This is a genomic window from Streptomyces sp. NPDC048291, from assembly GCF_043201715.1.
In the GTDB taxonomy this organism is placed as follows: domain Bacteria; phylum Actinomycetota; class Actinomycetes; order Streptomycetales; family Streptomycetaceae; genus Streptomyces.
Genome location: NZ_JBICZC010000003.1, coordinates 184109 through 200714 on the forward strand (window position 1 = coordinate 184109; position 16606 = coordinate 200714).

General features: G+C 73.8%; 10 protein-coding genes. 4 read left to right on the top strand and 6 right to left on the bottom strand.

The window, feature by feature from the left end; translation table 11 throughout:
* Window positions 1-25: 25 nt before the first annotated feature.
* On the bottom strand, window positions 26-2080 hold the full coding sequence (locus ACGF5O_RS08500) for a molybdopterin cofactor-binding domain-containing protein (RefSeq protein WP_393809558.1): 2055 nt from the start codon (window positions 2078-2080) through the stop codon (window positions 26-28).
* A 193-nt stretch (window positions 2081-2273) separates the two neighbouring features.
* Here ACGF5O_RS08500 and ACGF5O_RS08505 point away from each other — a divergent pair, with 193 nt between their 5' ends.
* Window positions 2274-3290 (top strand): helix-turn-helix domain-containing protein, encoded by a 1017-nt coding sequence (locus ACGF5O_RS08505; protein WP_393809152.1) that lies wholly within the window; start codon window positions 2274-2276, stop codon window positions 3288-3290.
* Window positions 3291-3293: 3 nt separating this feature from the next.
* Here the strand turns inward: ACGF5O_RS08505 and ACGF5O_RS08510 are convergent, their stop codons facing one another.
* Complete coding sequence (locus ACGF5O_RS08510) at window positions 3294-7343, bottom strand: molybdopterin-dependent oxidoreductase (RefSeq protein WP_393809559.1); 4050 nt, start codon at window positions 7341-7343, stop codon at window positions 3294-3296.
* A 328-nt stretch (window positions 7344-7671) separates the two neighbouring features.
* On the opposite strand from ACGF5O_RS08510, the gene ACGF5O_RS08515 reads away from it, so the two are divergent.
* From ACGF5O_RS08515 to ACGF5O_RS08525, 3 genes are all read left to right on the top strand, one after another.
* Window positions 7672-9582: a SpoIIE family protein phosphatase gene (locus tag ACGF5O_RS08515; protein ID WP_393809153.1), complete on the top strand. Its 1911-nt coding sequence runs from the start codon at window positions 7672-7674 to the stop codon at window positions 9580-9582.
* A 114-nt stretch (window positions 9583-9696) separates the two neighbouring features.
* On the top strand, window positions 9697-10641 hold the full coding sequence (locus ACGF5O_RS08520; protein ID WP_393809154.1) for a polyprenyl synthetase family protein: 945 nt from the start codon (window positions 9697-9699) through the stop codon (window positions 10639-10641).
* Window positions 10617-11588 (top strand): UbiA family prenyltransferase, encoded by a 972-nt coding sequence (locus tag ACGF5O_RS08525; RefSeq protein ID WP_393809155.1) that lies wholly within the window; start codon window positions 10617-10619, stop codon window positions 11586-11588. Before ACGF5O_RS08520 ends, ACGF5O_RS08525 begins: the two co-directional genes overlap by 25 nt.
* 81 nt (window positions 11589-11669) lie before the next feature.
* On the opposite strand, the gene ACGF5O_RS08530 is transcribed toward ACGF5O_RS08525, so the two are convergent.
* The 4 genes from ACGF5O_RS08530 to ACGF5O_RS08545 form a co-directional block, all read right to left on the bottom strand.
* On the bottom strand, window positions 11670-12695 hold the full coding sequence (locus ACGF5O_RS08530) for an alcohol dehydrogenase (protein ID WP_393809156.1): 1026 nt from the start codon (window positions 12693-12695) through the stop codon (window positions 11670-11672).
* A 166-nt stretch (window positions 12696-12861) separates the two neighbouring features.
* Window positions 12862-13947 carry a hypothetical protein gene (locus tag ACGF5O_RS08535; protein ID WP_393809157.1) on the bottom strand — a complete coding sequence of 362 codons (1086 nt, stop codon included), beginning with the start codon at window positions 13945-13947 and terminating at the stop codon, window positions 12862-12864.
* 166 nt (window positions 13948-14113) lie between these two features.
* On the bottom strand, window positions 14114-15532 hold the full coding sequence (locus ACGF5O_RS08540; RefSeq protein WP_393809158.1) for a lamin tail domain-containing protein: 1419 nt from the start codon (window positions 15530-15532) through the stop codon (window positions 14114-14116).
* A 130-nt stretch (window positions 15533-15662) separates the two neighbouring features.
* Window positions 15663-16376, bottom strand: coding sequence for a helix-turn-helix domain-containing protein (locus ACGF5O_RS08545; protein ID WP_393809159.1), 714 nt, complete (start codon window positions 16374-16376; stop codon window positions 15663-15665).
* Between the last annotated feature and the right edge of the window lie 230 nt (window positions 16377-16606).

Here is a 16606-nt window from a genome sequence, read left to right on the forward strand (position 1 = left end):
TTCTGGGAGTCGGGAACGGCAGTGGTCAGAAGTCGAGGGGGAAGCTGCGCGGCTTCCTGCCGGTCGCGCGGGCGTAGGCGTTGGCGACCGCGCCCGCCGCCGCGGGGACGCCGAGTTCGCCGGCACCGCCCGGATCCCCGCCGGACGCGACGATGTGCGCCTCGAACACCAGCGGGGCGTGCCGCTGGCGGGCGTAGTGGAAATCGGCGAAGCTGCCCTCGCGGACCGCGCCCCGGTCGATGTGCAGCCCGGCGCGCAGCACGGTCGAGATGCCGTCGACGGCGGTGCCCATGAGCTGCGCCTCCAGGCCGCGCGGGTTGACGGCCGTGCCGACGTCGGCGGCCATCACCACCTTGGTGACCCGGGGGTTCTTCGGGTCGGTGGCGTCGATCTCGGCCAGGCAGGCGACGGCGGACCCGTACTCCTCGTGGACGGCGACGCCCTGCGCGGTACCCGCGGGCATCCGCCGCCCCCAGTGCCCGGCGGCGGCCGCCCTGGCGAGGACGGCCTTCACCGCCTTGCCCCGCAAGGTGGTACGGCGGAAGGCGACCGGGTCCCGGCCCAGCGCGCGGGCGATGTCGTCGACGACGATCTCCTCCGCCGTGCGCACGGTCCCGGAGTCCACCGAGCGCCAGGCACCGAGCGGTACCGGCAGTTCGATGCCGCCCGAATCGCCGCCCACCCGGCCGAAGTTGTACAGCCCGCTGTCACTGGGCAGCGGCCGTACCCCGGCGGACTGCGCGGTCGGACCCTGTCCGTCGGAGGACTCCCCCACCGAGGCCGTCATGTGCTGGAAGGCCACCACCCGGCCCCCGGCGACGCTGGCCCGGATCCGGTGGTGGTCGGCGGGGCGCATCCTGCCGTGCCGGATGTCGTCGTTGCGGCTCCACATCAGCTTGACGGGCCGGTGGGCCGCCTTGGAGACGAGGACCGCCTCGATCGCCTGGTCGAAGTTGAGCCGCCGCCCGAACGAGCCGCCGCCGCGCAGCACATGGACCCGTACGGCGGTCTTCGACAGCCCCAGCAGGTCGGCGACGGTCTCCCGGGCCTCCATCGGCGTCTGGGTGGCGAACCACAGTTCGGCCCGGTCGGCGCGGACGTCGGCGACGGCCGTGAGCACCTCCATCGGGGCGTGGCTGACGAACGCGAACGCGAACTCGCCCTCGACCTGCGTCGATCCGCGCGGCGGGGTGCCGAGCCGGGGCACCGCGGCCCGCAGCCGGGCGCGGATCTCCTTGTCGGACAGGGGAGCGAGCGGGCCGTCGGCCCAGGTGATCCGCAGCGCGTCCCGGGCCTGGAAGGCGTGGTGGAAGGTGTCCGCCACGACGGCGACCCCGCCCGGTACCTTCACGACCGCGTGGACGCCGGGCAGGGCGCGGGCCGCCGTGTCGTCGAGGGAGACCAGCTTGCCGCGCAGGGTCGGCGGCCGGGCCACCACGGTCGGCTTCGCGCCCGCCACCGCCAGGTCACCCGCGTACTTGGCGGCGCCGGTGACGATGTCCCGGGCGTCGATCCTGGTCGTCGGCTTCCCGATCACCCGGTGCCGGGAGGCCGGCTTGGGCTTGCTGGACACGTCCGGGGTACGGATCCGGGCCGCGCTCGCGGTCAGGGAGCCGAAGGCGGCGATCCGGCCGTCGGGGGCCACGACCATGGTGTTCCTGGTGCGCAGGCTGCGCGCGGGCAGCCGCCAGCGGCGGGCGGCCGCGGTCACCAGCCGGGCGCGCGCGGTCGCGGCGAGCTGCCGGGCCGGGTCGTACAGCGAACTGACCGAACTGGAGCCGCCGGTGTACTGGTTGCCCTTGCTGCGGGCGTCGGCGAGCGGGATCCGGACGTCGGCGAGGCGGGCGTCCAGCTCCTCGGCGATCATCATGGCGACGGCGGTCGTGATGCCCTGGCCGACCTCGACGCGGGGCAGCCGTACGACGACCTCGTTGGCCGCGGTGACCTCCAGGACGAGCATCTCCTCGTCGGTGCCGGTGACCAGGACGCCCGGGGCCGCGGTGGCGCCGTCGGCCCGCGGGGCGTCGCAGCCGAGCGGGGCGGCGACCGTGAGGGTGGCCGCGGCCACCGTGTACACCATGAATCCGCGGCGGGACGGTCCGGCGGCGGCCCGCGCGGGCTCGTGGCGGTCCAAGCGGGGCTCCTTCGGTCGGTTCCTGTGCCGGCGCTGTGCGCCGCCGGGTCTCGACAGCTAGGAGGGGCGGGCGCCCGCATCGGTTGCCTGCCGTGCCGGGCTCTCCTCGGCTGCCGGCCGGATGGCGCATCATGGCGGTATGAAAGAGCTGGCGGGGCGGCTGGCCGCGGTGGACCCGGATGCCGGGGCCGCCGTCGCAGTCATCGCCTACTTCGACCGGCTGGCCGAGACCAGGGCCGGCCTGGAGGCGCTGGTGCGCGGGGCCGCCGTGCTCGCCGGTTGTCCGGCGCGGCTGACCGACGAGGAGCGGCGGGTCCGGGTGCGGGTGGAGCCGGACGGACGGCGGACGGACCTGGCGGGCGCGCCCGAGCCCGGGTGGCCGTGCGCCCCGCTGGTGCCGGACGGGCCGCCCGCGCTGTGGCTGGAGCGGGCCGGGTCCGACGGTCCGAGCGTCGTCGACGCGGTGATCCTGGAGCGGGCCTCGGCGGCCGTACGATCCGTGCTCGACCGTACCCGGGGGCGGGCCCCGGGGCCGCCGGTGGACGACCCCGCGCTGGTCGAGACGGTCCTGGACGCCGGCGCCCCGCTGCCGGCCCGGCTGCACGCGGCCCGCAGGCTCGGCCTGGACACCGCCGATCCGGCGGCGCGCTACCGGGCGGTGGCGGCGGCCGACGGGCCGCCCCTGATCGTGGCCGACGGGCCGCCGCCCGTACTGCCGGCGGGACGTGCGGGCGTGGGGACGGCCGTGGCCGCCGTGGACCTCCCCCGGTCCTGGTCGGCGGCCCGTACCGCGCTGCGGTTCACCTCAGACGGCGGCGCGCGGGAGCCCGGCGGCCCGCCCGTCGTGCACGCCGACGAGCTGGGCGGGGTCGCGCTGCTCGCCGGTCTCGTCGTACCCGGTGCGGAGCCGGCGCCGGACGTCCGTGCCGTGCGGGCCGCCGCGGCGGACGCGCCCTGGATGCTGCGCACGCTCCACGCGGTCGCGTCGACGGCGAGCCTGCGGGCGGCGGCGGCCGACGTCAGCGTCCATCACTCCACGCTCCAGGACCGGTTGACGCATGCCGAGCATCTGCTGGGCTGGTCGGTGCGCACCCCGCAGGGCCGGTTCCGGCTGCAACTCGCCCTCACCATGCACCAGCTGATGGACAACCAGTGACGGTCAGTAGACGTCCCGGACGTAACGCTTGTCCGCGGCCAGCTGTTTGACGTATGCCGTCGCCTCGTCCTCGGTCAGTCCACCGTGCACCGCGGCGATGTCCCGCAGGGCCCGGTCGACGTCCCTGGCCATCCGGGAGGCGTCGCCGCAGACGTAGAAGTGGGCGCCGTCCTGGAGCCAGGACCAGAGCAGCGGGCCGTGTTCGCGCATCCGGTCCTGGACGTAGACCTTGGCCCGCTGGTCGCGGGAGAAGGCGGTGTCGAGGCGGCTCAGGGTGCCCTCGGCGAGCAGGGCGGTGAGCTCCTGCTCGTAGTAGAAGTCGGTGGCCCGGTGCTGTTCGCCGAAGAACAGCCAGTTGGGGGCGCGGTGGCCGCGTGCCCGGCGCTCCTCCAGGAAGCCGACGAACGGCGCCACACCGGTGCCGGGGCCCACCATGACCATGGGGGTGGCGGGGTCGGCGGGCGGCCGGAAGTGCGGGGAGCGCTGGACGTGCACCGGGACCGGCGTGCCGGGTTCGGCGTCGGCGAGGAACGGCGAACAGACGCCCTGCCGGGGCGTGCCGCGCAGGTTCTCGTAGCGGACCACGGAGACGGTGAGCGAGACCTGGTGGGGGTCGGTCAGCGGGCTGGACGAGATGGAGTACAGGCGCGGCTGGAGCCTGCCGAGGACGCCCGCCCACTCCTGGGCGGGCGCGCGGATCCCGAACTCGCCGACGACGTCGACCGCCTGCCGGCCCCAGGACCACTTGGCCAGCTCGTCCTTGTTGTCGGGGCGCAGCAGCTTCCGCAGCTCGCGGGGGTCACGGGCGCGTTCGGCGGTGAAGCGGAGCAGGTCAGGGGTGACGCGGGTGATGTCCAGGTGGCGGGAGAAGGCCTCGGCGAGGGGGACTTCACCGACTCCGTCGACCTGCACGCCGGTTGCGGCGGCGAGTCCGGTGGCGGCCAGCCATTCCGTCACCAGGGCCCGGGAGTTGAGGGGGCGTACGCCGAGCGCGTCGCCCGCCTCGTAGACCAGCGGGGTCTCGCTGTCGCGGGTGTCGAAGGTGAAGCGGCGGACCTCCTTGCCGGCGCCCGGCAGGCTCAGCGGCCGGTTGCCGACGAGGCGGGCGGTGGTGGGGGCGGGGCGCCGGGACCTGGCGGGGGCGGGCGCCGGTGCCGCGGGGCCGTCCTTGAGCGCAGTCAGCACCTGGTCGAGCCAGACCTCCGCCCGGGTCTCGTAGTCCGGTTCGCAGTCGGTGCGCGGCGCGATCCGGACCGCGCCGAGCTCGTCCAGCCGGCTGTCCAGGCGCCGCCCGTGCCCGCAGAAGTCGTCGTAGCTGGAGTCGCCGAGGGCCAGCACCGCGTACCGGCGGCCTTCGAGGCGCCCGGCGTCGAGAGCGGCGAGGCCGTCCCAGAAACCGGCGCCGTTGTCGGGGGCGTCGCCGTCGCCGAAGGTGCTGGTGATCAGGAGCAGGTCGGCGCCCGCGGGCAGGGCGGCCGGGTCGGCCTGGTCCATGGCGAGGAGGGAGGCCGCGTGGCCGCCCGCGGTGAGGCGCTCGGCGGCGGTGGCGGCGAAGTCCTCGGCGTTGCCGGTCTGCGAGGCCCAGAGGACCACCACCTGGCGCCCGGGCGTGGACGGCGGAGCCGGGGTCGCGGCGGACCGGGAGTACATGCCGGCGAGGGTGCCGTTGACCCACCGCGCGTGCTCGGGGCTGAACGGCGCGTCCGGCGGCAGCACGGGCACGCCCGGGGCGCCGACCGGGACGCCGGCCAGGAAGCCGACCAGGTACTGCCGTTCGGCCGCGGTGAGGACCGGCGGCGGAGCGGGGTCGAGGCCGAAGACGGAGGCGGCGGAGGCGTAGACGGGCAGTGCGGCGGCGGGCGCGACGGTGCCGGCACCGGGTACGACGGCGACACCGGGTACGGCGGCGGATGCGGGCACGACGACGTCGGCGGCAGGGTTCTCCGCCGCACCGGGCACCAGCACACTCACCGCTGTGGCCACCTTGGTCAGCGACACCGCGCACACCTTCAGCTCGGGCTGGAACGACAGGGGGTCGACCGCGTCGCTGGTCACCGCGTTGACGCTGAGGTACTCGCCGAAGAGGTCGTTCCAGTGGAAGGGCGCGAAGCAGGTTCCGGGCAGTACCCGGTCCGTGACCACCGCCGGCAGCACCGCCCGGCCGCGCCGGGAGGCGACCTCCACGGAGTCGCCGTCGGCGAGCCCGAGCCCGGCCGCGTCCTCGGGGTGGACCTCGACGAACGGGCCCGGGTTGAGCCTGTTCAGCTTGGCGACCTTCGCGGTCTTGGTCAGGGTGTGCCACTGGTGCTGGAGGCGGCCGGTGTTCAGGACGAACGGGTAGTCGTCGTCGGGCATCTCGGCGGGGTCGAGGTGCGGCCGGGCGTGGAAGACGGCGCGTCCGGAGGCGGTGGCGAAGCTGAGGGAGCCGTCGGTGTTCACGTACCGGACGGGGTTGCGGTCGGGTCCCTCCGCGGTGGCGGCCGGCCACTGGACGGGGGTGGCGCGCAGCCGGTCGTAGGTCACGCCCCGCAGGTCGTAGCCGGTCTGCGGGTTGTGGAAGCCCTTGATCTCCTCGAAGATCTCCTCCGCGCTGTCGTAGGAGAAGCCGTCCTCGTATCCCATCGCGCGGGCCACCCCGGCGATCAGCCGCCAGTCCGCGGTGGCCTCGCCGGGCGGGTCGGCGGCGGGGCGGGCGAGGGTGAGGTTGCGCTCGCTGTTGACCAGGACGCCCTCGGTCTCGGTCCACAGGGCGGCCGGCAGGACGACGTCGGCGTAGGCGTTGGTCTCGGTGTCGGTGAAGACGTCCTGGGTGACGACGAACTCGGCGGCCTCCAGGCCCTCGATGACGGTCCTGCGGTTGGCGACGGAGGCGACCGGGTTGGTGCAGATGATCCAGCAGGCCTTGATCTCGCCGTCGGCCATCTTCCGGAACATCTCCACGGTGCCCTTGCCCACGCCGTCGGCGCGGATCGAACCGGGCGCCAGCCCCCACCGCTCCTCGACGAACTCGCGGTCGGCGTCGACGAGCACCGACCGCTGGCCGGGCAGGCCCGGTCCCATGTACCCCATCTCCCGGCCGCCCATGGCGTTCGGCTGGCCGGTGAGGGAGAGCGGGCCGCTGCCGGGGCGGCAGATCTTCCCGGTCGCCAGGTGCAGGTTGACCAGGGCGTTGGTGTTCCAGGTGCCGTGCGTGGACTGGTTGAGACCCATGGTCCAGCAGCTGGTCCACTCCCCCGCCTCACCGATCAGCCGGGCGGCGGCGCGCAGGTCGGCCTCGGGGATCCCGGTGATCTCGGCGACGGTGGCGGGCGGGTAGTCGGCGAGGAACTCCGGCATCGCCTCCCAGCCCTCGGTGTACGCGGCGACGAACTCGGGGTCGGTGTGCCCGTTCTCGTACAGCAGGTGGAGCAGGCCGTTCATGAGCGCGAGGTCGGTGCCCGGCCTGACCTGGAGGAACAGGTCGGCCTTCGCGGCGGTGGCGGTGCGGCGCGGGTCGACGACGATCAGTTTCGCGCCCGCCTTCACCCGGTCCATCAGGCGCAGGAAGAGGATGGGGTGGCAGTCGGCCATGTTGGCGCCGATGACGAGGAAGACGTCCGCCTTGTCGAGGTCCTGGTACGAGCCGGGCGGGCCGTCGGCGCCGAGCGAGAGTTTGTAGCCGGTGCCGGCACTGGCCATGCACAGCCGGGAGTTGGACTCGATGTTGTTGGTGCGCAGATAGCCCTTGGTGAGTTTGTTGGCGAGGTACTGGGCCTCCAGACTCATCTGCCCGGAGACGTAGAGGGCGACCGCGTCCGGGCCGTGTTCGTCGACGATCGCCCGCAGCCGCCGCGCGGTCTCGGCGACCGCCGCGTCCACGGCCGACGGCACCGCCTCCGCGCCGCGCTCGGGCCGCAGCAGGGCGGTGGTGAGGCGGCCGGGCGCGGCGAGCATGTCGGCGGTGGTGGCGCCCTTCGTGCACAGCCGGCCGAAGTTCGCCGGGTGCTGCTTGTCGCCGGACGCCTTCAGGACGGTACGGCGGCCGTCCGGGCCGGTGCCGATGTCCAGGACCATGCCGCAGCCGACCCCGCAGTACGAGCAGACGGTCCGCACCCTGCCGGTGTCGGCGCTGCGCGAGTCCGGCGCGGCCACGGGCACCCCCTGTTCCTGCTGGTCGGCTTCTTCCATCCGACCCCGACGGTAGGTACGGCTGATTACACCGGCGTCACCGCTCCTGATCAACAGGGGTTAAGGCCGCCGCACAGCCGCGCTCCGGACGCTGTGAGCGGAAGCGCCCGGAATGCCTGCGCGGGCGGTCCCCGGACCGGTCCCGGGATGCGCCGCGCCGGTACCTGTTGCACGATGAGGGCGGCCGAGGGAGGGGGCAGGCGAGGAGGACCGGGTGGACAGGGACACCTCCTCACGACGAGCGGCCGCACCGGCACCGCCGACCGCGCCGACCGAACCAGCCGCACCGACCGCACCGACCGCACCAGCTCAGACCGCACCGGCGGGACCCTCGGCGGCGACCGCGCGGGACGCCCCGAGGCCACCGGGCGCGCGGGACACACGGGAGACGCGGGACGCCCCGAAGCCGCCGGTCGCGCCCGGCGCGCGGGGCACACCGGCTCCGGCCGCCACGGACGCATCCGCACCCCCCGGCGGCATCGGCTACATCGACATGCTGCGCGGGATCGTCGAGGGCGCGGCCGTGGGCTTCGCCGTCCTCGACACCGATCTGCGCTACCTCTACGTCAACCCGCACATGGCCCGGGCGACGGGCCTGCCCGCCGCCGCCTACCTGGGCCGCACCCAGCACGAGGTGCTGCCGCACATCCAGCGGCCCGACCAGGTGCTGCGGGACGTCATCCACGACGGCCGGCCGCGCGAGGCGATCATCACCGGACGCACCTGGGTGGACTCGCCGTACCAGGTCCGGGAGTGGCGGTGCGTCTACCACCGGCTCGTGGACGGCACCGGCAAGGTCGTGGGCGTCGCGGCGGTGGGCCTGGAGATCAGCGAGCCGCAGCAGTACGTGTACGAGCTGGAGCGCGCCCACCGACGGCTGGCGCTGCTGGACTCGGCCGCGTCCCGGATCGGCACCGGCACCGACGTCGCCGGGACCTGCCGGGAGCTGGCGGAGTTCGTCGTACCGGAACTGGCGGACGCGGCCGGGGTGGAGCTCACTCCGCCGGACACCGTCTCGGCGCGGCGGATGCCGACCCGGCTAGCGGCGTACGCCACCCGTCCCGGGCTGGTCACCGGTCTCGCGGCCCTCGACGCGCGCGGTGAGCTGGTCGGCTGGCCGCGCGGCACCGGGACCCGGCGGAACCTGGCTGCGGGCCGGATCTGGCGCCGCAACGCGATCACCGCGGCGCAGTGGCGGTCGCTGACACCGCGCTGGGCGCCCGCCCAGGCCTGTCTGACCGCCCGGGTCCACTCGGTGCTGCTCGCGCCCCTGGTCGCGGACGGCCGGGTGCTCGGCACCCTGATGCTGGCCCGGGCCGGGGACTCCGCGCCGTTCTCGAACGAGGACGCCACGGTGGCCCGCGAGCTCGCCGCCCGCGCCGCCCGCGCCCTGGACCGGGCGGTCCGCTTCGAACGCGAGCACACCATGGCCCTGGAGCTGCAGCGGGCCCTGCTGGCCGAGCCCGGCCAGTTGCAGCGGCACGGCGGTGTGGAGACCACCGCCCGCTACCGTCCCGCCGACGACGGCTCGCTGATCGGCGGCGACTGGTACGACGTCCTGGCGCTGCCCGACGGCCGCACGATGCTGGTCATCGGGGACGTGATGGGCCACGGGGTGGACGCGGCGGTGGCGATGAGCCACTACCGTTCGACGCTGCGCGCGCTGGCCCTCGCCGGACTCTCGCCGCGCCGCATCCTGCAGCACGCGGACCGCATGGTCGCCGACTCCGGCTTCGAGCGGGTGGCCACCTGCTTCCTCGCGCTCGGCGACTCGGACGTCTCCACGCTCACCTACGCCAGCGCCGGCCACCTGCCGCCGGTCTGGCTCACCCCGCAGGGCGAGATGCAGCTGGTCCCGGTGCCGGTCGGGCCGCCGCTGGGCAGCGGGCTCGGCCGGTACGAGCAGGGCGTCACCCCGGAACGCGGCGGGGTGCTGCTCCTGTACACGGACGGTCTCGTGGAGCGGCGCGGAGAGGACATCGACCGCGGTCTGGCCAGGCTGACGGGGCTGAAGCTGTGCCCCACCGATCCGCTGGACAAGATCCTGGACACGGTCCTGACGCACCTCGCCGCCGGCTCCGAGGACGACATCGCGCTGCTCGCTGCCCGCGTGGTACCCGGCTGAGCCGGACGCGCCCGTACGCCGGGGCGCGCGCCCGTCGTACCTCCGGCAGCCTCGTGACACCGCCGTGCGTGGCTCGTTCACCGCCAGGGAAACGATCAGCAGTGAGGACCCGGTATGCGGTACGACGAGAACGGCACGGCGGCCTCCGTGGAGCAGGGGCTGCGGGACTGGTTGTCCCGGGCCGCCGGGGAGCCGCTCGCGGAGGTTCACCGCTGGGCGCTGCACCCGCCCGGAAAGCTGGTGCGGCCGGTGCTCCTGCTGGAGTCGGCGGCGGCCGTGGGCGGGTCGTACGACCGGGTCATGCCGGCGGCGGTCGGGGTGGAGCTGGTGCATGTGGCGAGCCTGTTGCACGACGACATCCTCGACGACGACCGGCTGCGCCGGGGCAAGCAGTCGGGGCACGCCAGGTTCGGTCCCGGCGCGGCCGTCCTGGGCGGTGACGCGCTGATGTTCGCGCTGTTCGAGCAGGTGGTGGAGTGCGGTGGGCGCGGGGTGCCGGAGGCGGCCGTGCTCCGGGCCGTGGGCACGCTGGCACGCGCCGGCCGGCGGATGGCGCAGGGGGTGGCCCGGGAACTGGACCCGGTGCGGGCGCCGGACCCCGTGGCCGGGTATCTGGAGATGGTCCGGCTGAAGACGTCGGCGTTGCTGAGCGCGTGCTGCGAGGCGGGCGCGGTGCTGGGCGGCGGCTCGCCGGGGCAGGCGCGGGCGCTGGCCGGGTACGGCGAGGCGCTCGGGGTGGCGTTCCAGATCCGCGACGACCTGCTGCCGTACGGCCCGGAGGCCGGCCGGACGGGCAAGCCCGCCGACAGCGACCTGCGCAACGACCGGCCCAGCCTGCCCCTGCTGCTGGCCGGGCCGGTCTCGGCGGATCCGGAGAAGGTGGGGCGGCTGCTGGTGGAGACGGGCGCGCTGGAGGAGTGCACGCGGCTGGCGCGCGTCTACGCGGAACGGGCCCGCCGGGAGCTGGACGCGCTGCCGCCGGGCCCGCACCGGACCGCGCTGTGCCGGACCGCCGAGGCGCTGGCACCCGGACCGTGGCACGCGGGCGGTACCGGTTGAGGCCGGCACGGCTGTCCGGTCATCTGGAGACGCTGCGCCCGTACGACCTGGTGGTCACCCCCGTCATCACCGCGCTCGGCACCGCGCTGACCGCTCCGGCCGTCCAGTCCGGGCGGTTACTCCTGGCGGCCGCGCTCGGCCTCACGGCCTGTGCCGGGGCGCTCTACACCGCCGACTACCTCACCCGGCACGAGGACGCGCGGACCAAGCCGTACCGCCCGATCCCCTCCGGACGGCTGCGGGCCGCCACCGCACGCCGGTGCGCGGTCCTCCTGTGGCTGGCGGCGTTCGTGCTGGCCACGTCGGCCAACTGGCGCTCCCTGCTCTTCCTCGGCCTCGCGGTCCTCGCCCAGGACGCCTACGGGCGGAGCCTGAAGGGCCGGGGGCTGTGGGGGGATCTGGCCGTCGGCTTCTCGGGGTGGTCGTGCCCGCTGCTCGCGGGGGCCTGCTGCGCCGCGCCCTGGCCGCCCGCCCGGCTGGTGGCACCGGCGCTGCTGCTGGGCCTGCAGGGCACCTTCGGCAATCTGCTGCTCGCCCTCGACGACCGTCCGCACGACCTGCGCGCGGGCTGCCGCACCCTGCCGGTACGGCACGGTCCCGGCCGGACACGGACGGTGCTGACCGCACTGGCGGCGACCGAGTACGCGGGAGCGCTGCTCCTGCCGGGCCGGCTCGGGCCGGCCACCGCACCGGTGTTCCTGCTGCTGGCCCCGGCTGCCGCGGCCACAGCCGCCGCGGTGCTCGGCACCGTGCGGCGGCGTCCGGACCGGGCCGTCGAACTGCACATGTACGAGCGGGTGTGGCTGCCCGCGGCCCTGTGGGCGCTGACCGGCAGGACCGCCGTGGCCGTGGCGGTCGCGGCGGTCTCGGCCGGGGTGCTGCGGCTGACGTCCCGGCCGATGCTGCGGCCCGAGCCGTACGAGAAGGGCGGCGCGATCGGTGCCTGAGCCGTGGGATCAGTCGAGGGTTCAGCCGCGGGCTCGGTCGCCGGTTCAGCGGCAGGCTCAGGCGTAGGTTCAGTCGTAGGTTCAGTCGTAGGTGAGGACCATGCGGAAGTGCGCGCCCCCGGTGATCATCTTCTGGTAGGCCCCGTCGGCCTGCTCCAGCGGTACGGGTTCGATCGTCGGGCGGATCCCGTGCAGGGCGCTGAACTCCATGGTGTCCTGCACGTCCTGTGCGGTGCCGGACGGATGGCCGCGGACCACCCGGCCGCTCATCAGCAGCTGGAGCGGGCTGATCCCGAGGGGCTCGGGGTCGGCCCCGATCACCACCAGTTCGCCGCGGGGTGCCAGCCCGTCCACGGCCGCCGTGATCGCCTGGGAGTTGCCCGCGGTGGCCAGGACGACATTGGCGCCGCCGAGCGACTGGAGGGCCTCCGCGACCGGTGTCGGGGCCGTGGAGTCGACGTAGTGGTGGGCACCGAGCTGCTTGGCGAAGTCGGCCTTGTCGGCGCCGCGGGCGACGGCCACCGTCTCGAAGCCCATGGCCACCGCGTACTTCACCCCGAGGTGGCCGAGTCCGCCGAGGCCGACGACGGCGACCAGGTCACCGGGCTCGGCCGGGCTGCGCCGCAGGCCGTTGAAGGTGGTCACGCCCGCGCAGCCCAGGGGCGCCGCGTCGGCCGAGGTCAGTCCGTCGGGGATGCGGGCCAGGGCGTCGACCGGTGCGATCACCTGCTCGCCGAAGCCGCCGTCGTAGGCCCAGCCGGGCGTCTTCAGGTTCTCGCAGACGATGAAGTCGCCCTGCCGGCAGGGTTTGCAGTGGCCGCAGCTGCCGCCGAACCAGCCGACCGCCACCCGGTCGCCGAGCTGCCAGCCCCAGGCCTCGATGCCCTCGCCGAGTTCCTCGATCCGCCCGGCGATCTCGTGACCGGGGACCACCGGGAACGTGACGCCGGGCAGCGCGGCGGTGACGAAGAAGGCGTCGCTGTGGCAGATGCCGCAGGCCTCCACGGCGATCCGCACATGGCCTGGGCCCGGCCTCGGCACCTCCCGCTCGACGATCTCGAACGGCCCGCCCAGGGCGGTCACCTGCGCGACTCGGTAGGTACTCATGCGTCTCTCCCGGAACGGGTACGACGGGTAGGGTCGCCCCCCTCCCCCAGCACACCAGCTCCGGGCCGATCCCGCGCGTCGAGCCCCCGTGCCACGGGTGCGGGCCGGTGGGGGCTGGCCGCGCAGTTCCCCGCGCCCCTTCGGGGGCGCGGGGAAGGCCTGGTGATCAGGAGGTGATGCCGTTGTACTGGTCCCAGGTGTAGGCGAGGTCCGGGGCGGAGGGCTTGCCGGGCCAGTTGAAGTAGTCCCAGACGAGTTCGGCGGGGTTGGTGGCGAGGTAGCCCCGGCCGGGCAGGTCGTCGGCGTCGTCCCAGGCCCAGGGCGGGTTGGCCGCGTCGGTGTCGCAGGCGCCGTTGGCCGGGCCGAGGACACCGCCGGCGCCGCACTTCGCGCCGTAGGGGTTGGAGCTGTCGTCGCCCGCGAAGTTGTTCGGCGTGGCGAAGAGCGTGGTGAGGGTGCGGTTCGCCCACATGCCGTTCGCGGCGAAGACGTCGGTCAGGGTGTACTGCACGTCACGGTCGTTGGAGCCGGAGGGCACCTCGGCGGTGGAGCCGGGGTAGTAGACGATGCCGTCGCCGCTCGCGTACTGGCTGCGCTCCTGGGACAGGTAGCCCTCGGCCCAGGCGGCGTGGGTGTTGGGCTGCTGGGTGGTGAACGGGCGGCCGTGCCCGTCGTCGTGCGGGTCGCCCTGGAGCTTCAGCGTGCCGTCGACGCTCTCCTGCCCGCTGGTGAAGTCGCTGCCCGCGGGCACCCAGGAGTAGAAGTTGCTGTGCGCGACCGTGATCGCCGCCTTCAACTGACCGTGCGCGGAGCCGTCGTCGGCCACGACGACCAGGACGCCCTCCGCGTCGTTCTCGTGCTCGGTGAGGTCCTCCTGGTAGTTGTCCAGGACGCCGTCCGACCAGTCGCGCGGGTGGAAGTACGTGTACAGCAGGTAGGAGAAGGACGGGGTCTGGACGACCGAGTAGTAGACGTGCGCGGCGAGCGGGAACTGGCTGGTGTTCTCCCAGTTGTTACGGCCGTTGAGGTCGCCGTCGTAGTCGTACGACGTGATGTAGTCGGACTTGCCGCCGAGCGCGGTCTCGCCGGTGGAGTCGACGTCCTGGAAGTTGACCGGTGCCCACCACTGGGCGAGGGCGGCGCGGTCGGCGGCGGCGTCCGCGTGGGCCGCGGTCGGCCGGGTGAGGCCGGCAGCGCAGACGGCGGCGAGGGCGGCCGTCACGGCGAGGGATCTGCGTCGGGTCAGCGGCACACGGAAACGGTGGGGGCGGCTGGTTGCCACGGTTCCTCCGGGGGGCGGCGAAAGGAACCGGCACGACGGTGAAGTCGACGTGCCGGTACGGGAGTTGACGCGTGTTCCGGTGGTGCGTGTGATGCCGCGCGTACGATACAGCGCGGCGCGGGAGGCCCGGCAGGCCTCAGCAGGTGACGGTGCCTCCGCGCAGCGCGTGGCCGCTGTCGTTGCTGTCGTCGGACCACCACACGGGCTTGGTGCCGCCGCTGCACGCGTCGGAGCCGGAGACGGCGAAGCCCTCGTTGTTGTAGTTGCCCATGCCGGTCGGGCGGTTGTAGACGGCGGTGGTGGCGAGGACGCCGGAGGAGTTGATCTGCAGGGTGCGGTGCTGGCCGGAGCAGGTGTCGTCGCAGACCGCCCAGAGGCGGGACGCCTGCGGCTCCCACTGGAGCTCCATGACACCGGCCATGCCGCTGCTGACGGACGCGACGCGGGTGAAGGTACCGCCGTCCTTGAGGACGTAGCCGTAGATCATGCCGGTGCCCTCGACGCCGACGAAGAAGACCCCGCCGGAGTGCGAGCCGTAGTTCGCCGGGTTGTAGGCGGCACCGGTCGAGGCGTCCTTGAAGCCGGCGGCGGTCAGGGTGGCGTCGGGGACCCAGGTGATGCCCTCCAGGCCGAGGTTGGAGCCCACCGACGGCAGGTCGGAGGTCAGGTTCCACTCGGTGGAGGCGGTGAGGGTGGTGGCGGTGCCGCTCACGTCGTACTTGAGGACGGAGAGCCTGCTGGTGCCGGAGGAGTCCGCGTTGCGCTCACTCGACACGAAGACGCCCCCGGCGGAGCCGGAGCCGGTCAGCGTGACGCCCTCGTCGTCGGGCGTGCCCGAACCGCCGGGGAACTTGAGCGTCTTGCCGGACGTCCAGCCGTTGGCGGTGTCGGCCTTCCAGGCGGTGGAGCCGTTCGGCACCAGCCGCCACAGCTTGCCGCTGTTCTGTGCCGCCCACATCACGCTCCCCTCCTGGTAGAGGCCGCTCATGTCGGAGCCGAAGGCGTTCTTGGTGTCGGCGGTGGCGACCGAGCTGCCGCCCGGCCACGCGGTCGCCGAAATGCCGCCGGAGCCGCAGTCGTTGGCGGCGCCGAGGGTGAGCGCGGCCGAGCCGAAGGCGCCGGTGCCGTCGGGGCAGCGCGACCACGAGGGGTCGGAGTGCTGGGTCCAGCCGAAGCTGTCGACCAGGGTGGTGCCGTCGGCGAGGTAGAGGCGCGCCTCGTCGTCGGAGCCCAGACCGAAGGAGTTGTGCACGTCGAAGGCGACGAAGCCACCGGGGGCGAGCGTGGTCCCGGAAGCTATCGCGTACTTGGAGCTGTCGTTGTCGTCCCGGAGGATCCAGCCGGAGAGATCCACCGTGGCGGTGCCCTTGTTGTAGAGCTCCACGGAGTCGTTGACGTCTCCGGTGGTCACCACCTCGTTGATCCGGATGTCGTCGGCCGCCGCCGCGTGGGCGGGGGACGCCGTCAGGGCGCCGACGGCTAGCGTCGGTCCGGCGACGGCGACGAGCAGAACGCGGAGGCTGCGGCGCCACCGGCGAGCACGTGATTCGGTCACGAAGTCCGTCCTGGGGTGTCGTTGTGACAGGCCGCCAGGACCCTTCCTGCGCAGCCCGAACGGCCGCCTTCGCGCAGGTGAGGTGGTTGTGAACGGTGAGCGAACCGCCAAGATCGATCCGGTCGGCCGGCTACGCGGGTCTGCTGTGCAGGACTTCGCGGGCCTGCTCGGCGGCGCGGGCGATGCTCTCGCTGACGAAGTCGAGAAAACGGGCGATGTTCTCCAGGCGGTCGGCGGCGGGGGTGCGCGGGCCGAGGACGGTGACACCCTGTCGTGCGGTCTCGGCGATCTGGGCGGTGCCGCGCGCGCTGGCCATCATCGACTGGTACCAGACGTCGTCGTCGACGAAGTACCGCTCGCGGCGGCGTTCGTCGCGCTCCCTGCGGACCAGCCCCTGCTCCTCCAGGAACGCGACCGCCTTGGAGACGGACGCCGGGCTGACCCGGAGCCGCTGGACGAGTTCGGACGCGGTGAGGCTGGCCGCGTCACTGACGCAGAGACAGGCCAGCACCCGGGCCATCATCTTGGGCGTGCCCGACTGCATGAAGACGGTGGTGAGCGTCTCCTCGTACTCGGCGACGGCGTCGGCGTCCCGTCCGTGCGGCTGCGGGACCGCTCCCGGCCCCCGGGAGGAGGCGGGCCGGCGCCGGTGGGCGCGGCGCTCGGTGGCCCGGTGGGCCAGGTCGGCGCGGTAGGCGGTGGGACCGCCGTTGCGCATCACCTCACGCGTGACCGTCGAGGTCGGACGGTCGATACGGCGGGCGATCTCGGCGTAGGGGAGGCTGTCGGCCAGCCCCAGCGCGATCTGCTGGCGTTCCTGCTGGCTGAGCCTGCCTCCCGGCATCGCGATCTCCTCGTTGTTCCCGCAGGGCGGTCCCTGACCTCGCGAGCATAGCGTTCACTCACGGCTCATTGCAATGACAGATCATCCGCCGTTGCGTTACCTTCAGGACCGTTGCAACAGTTTACATGCTCTTAGCTGCCTATATATCAGTCGTACGCAACAAACGCGTTGTCGCAAACAGGAAAGCAACGTAGCGTTTCCGTTGTCAGAAACAACGAGGCCAAACGGGA

Coding starts and splice junctions, on each gene's coding strand:
- ACGF5O_RS08500 (WP_393809558.1), bottom strand. CDS start 2,080: ATGGTGTACACGGTGGCCGCGGCCACCCTCACGGTCGCCGCCCCGCTC.
- ACGF5O_RS08505 (WP_393809152.1), top strand. CDS start 2,274: ATGAAAGAGCTGGCGGGGCGGCTGGCCGCGGTGGACCCGGATGCCGGG.
- ACGF5O_RS08510 (WP_393809559.1), bottom strand. CDS start 7,343: ATGGTCCTGGACATCGGCACCGGCCCGGACGGCCGCCGTACCGTCCTG.
- ACGF5O_RS08520 (WP_393809154.1), top strand. CDS start 9,697: ATGCGGTACGACGAGAACGGCACGGCGGCCTCCGTGGAGCAGGGGCTG.
- ACGF5O_RS08530 (WP_393809156.1), bottom strand. CDS start 12,695: ATGAGTACCTACCGAGTCGCGCAGGTGACCGCCCTGGGCGGGCCGTTC.
- ACGF5O_RS08545 (WP_393809159.1), bottom strand. CDS start 16,376: ATGCCGGGAGGCAGGCTCAGCCAGCAGGAACGCCAGCAGATCGCGCTG.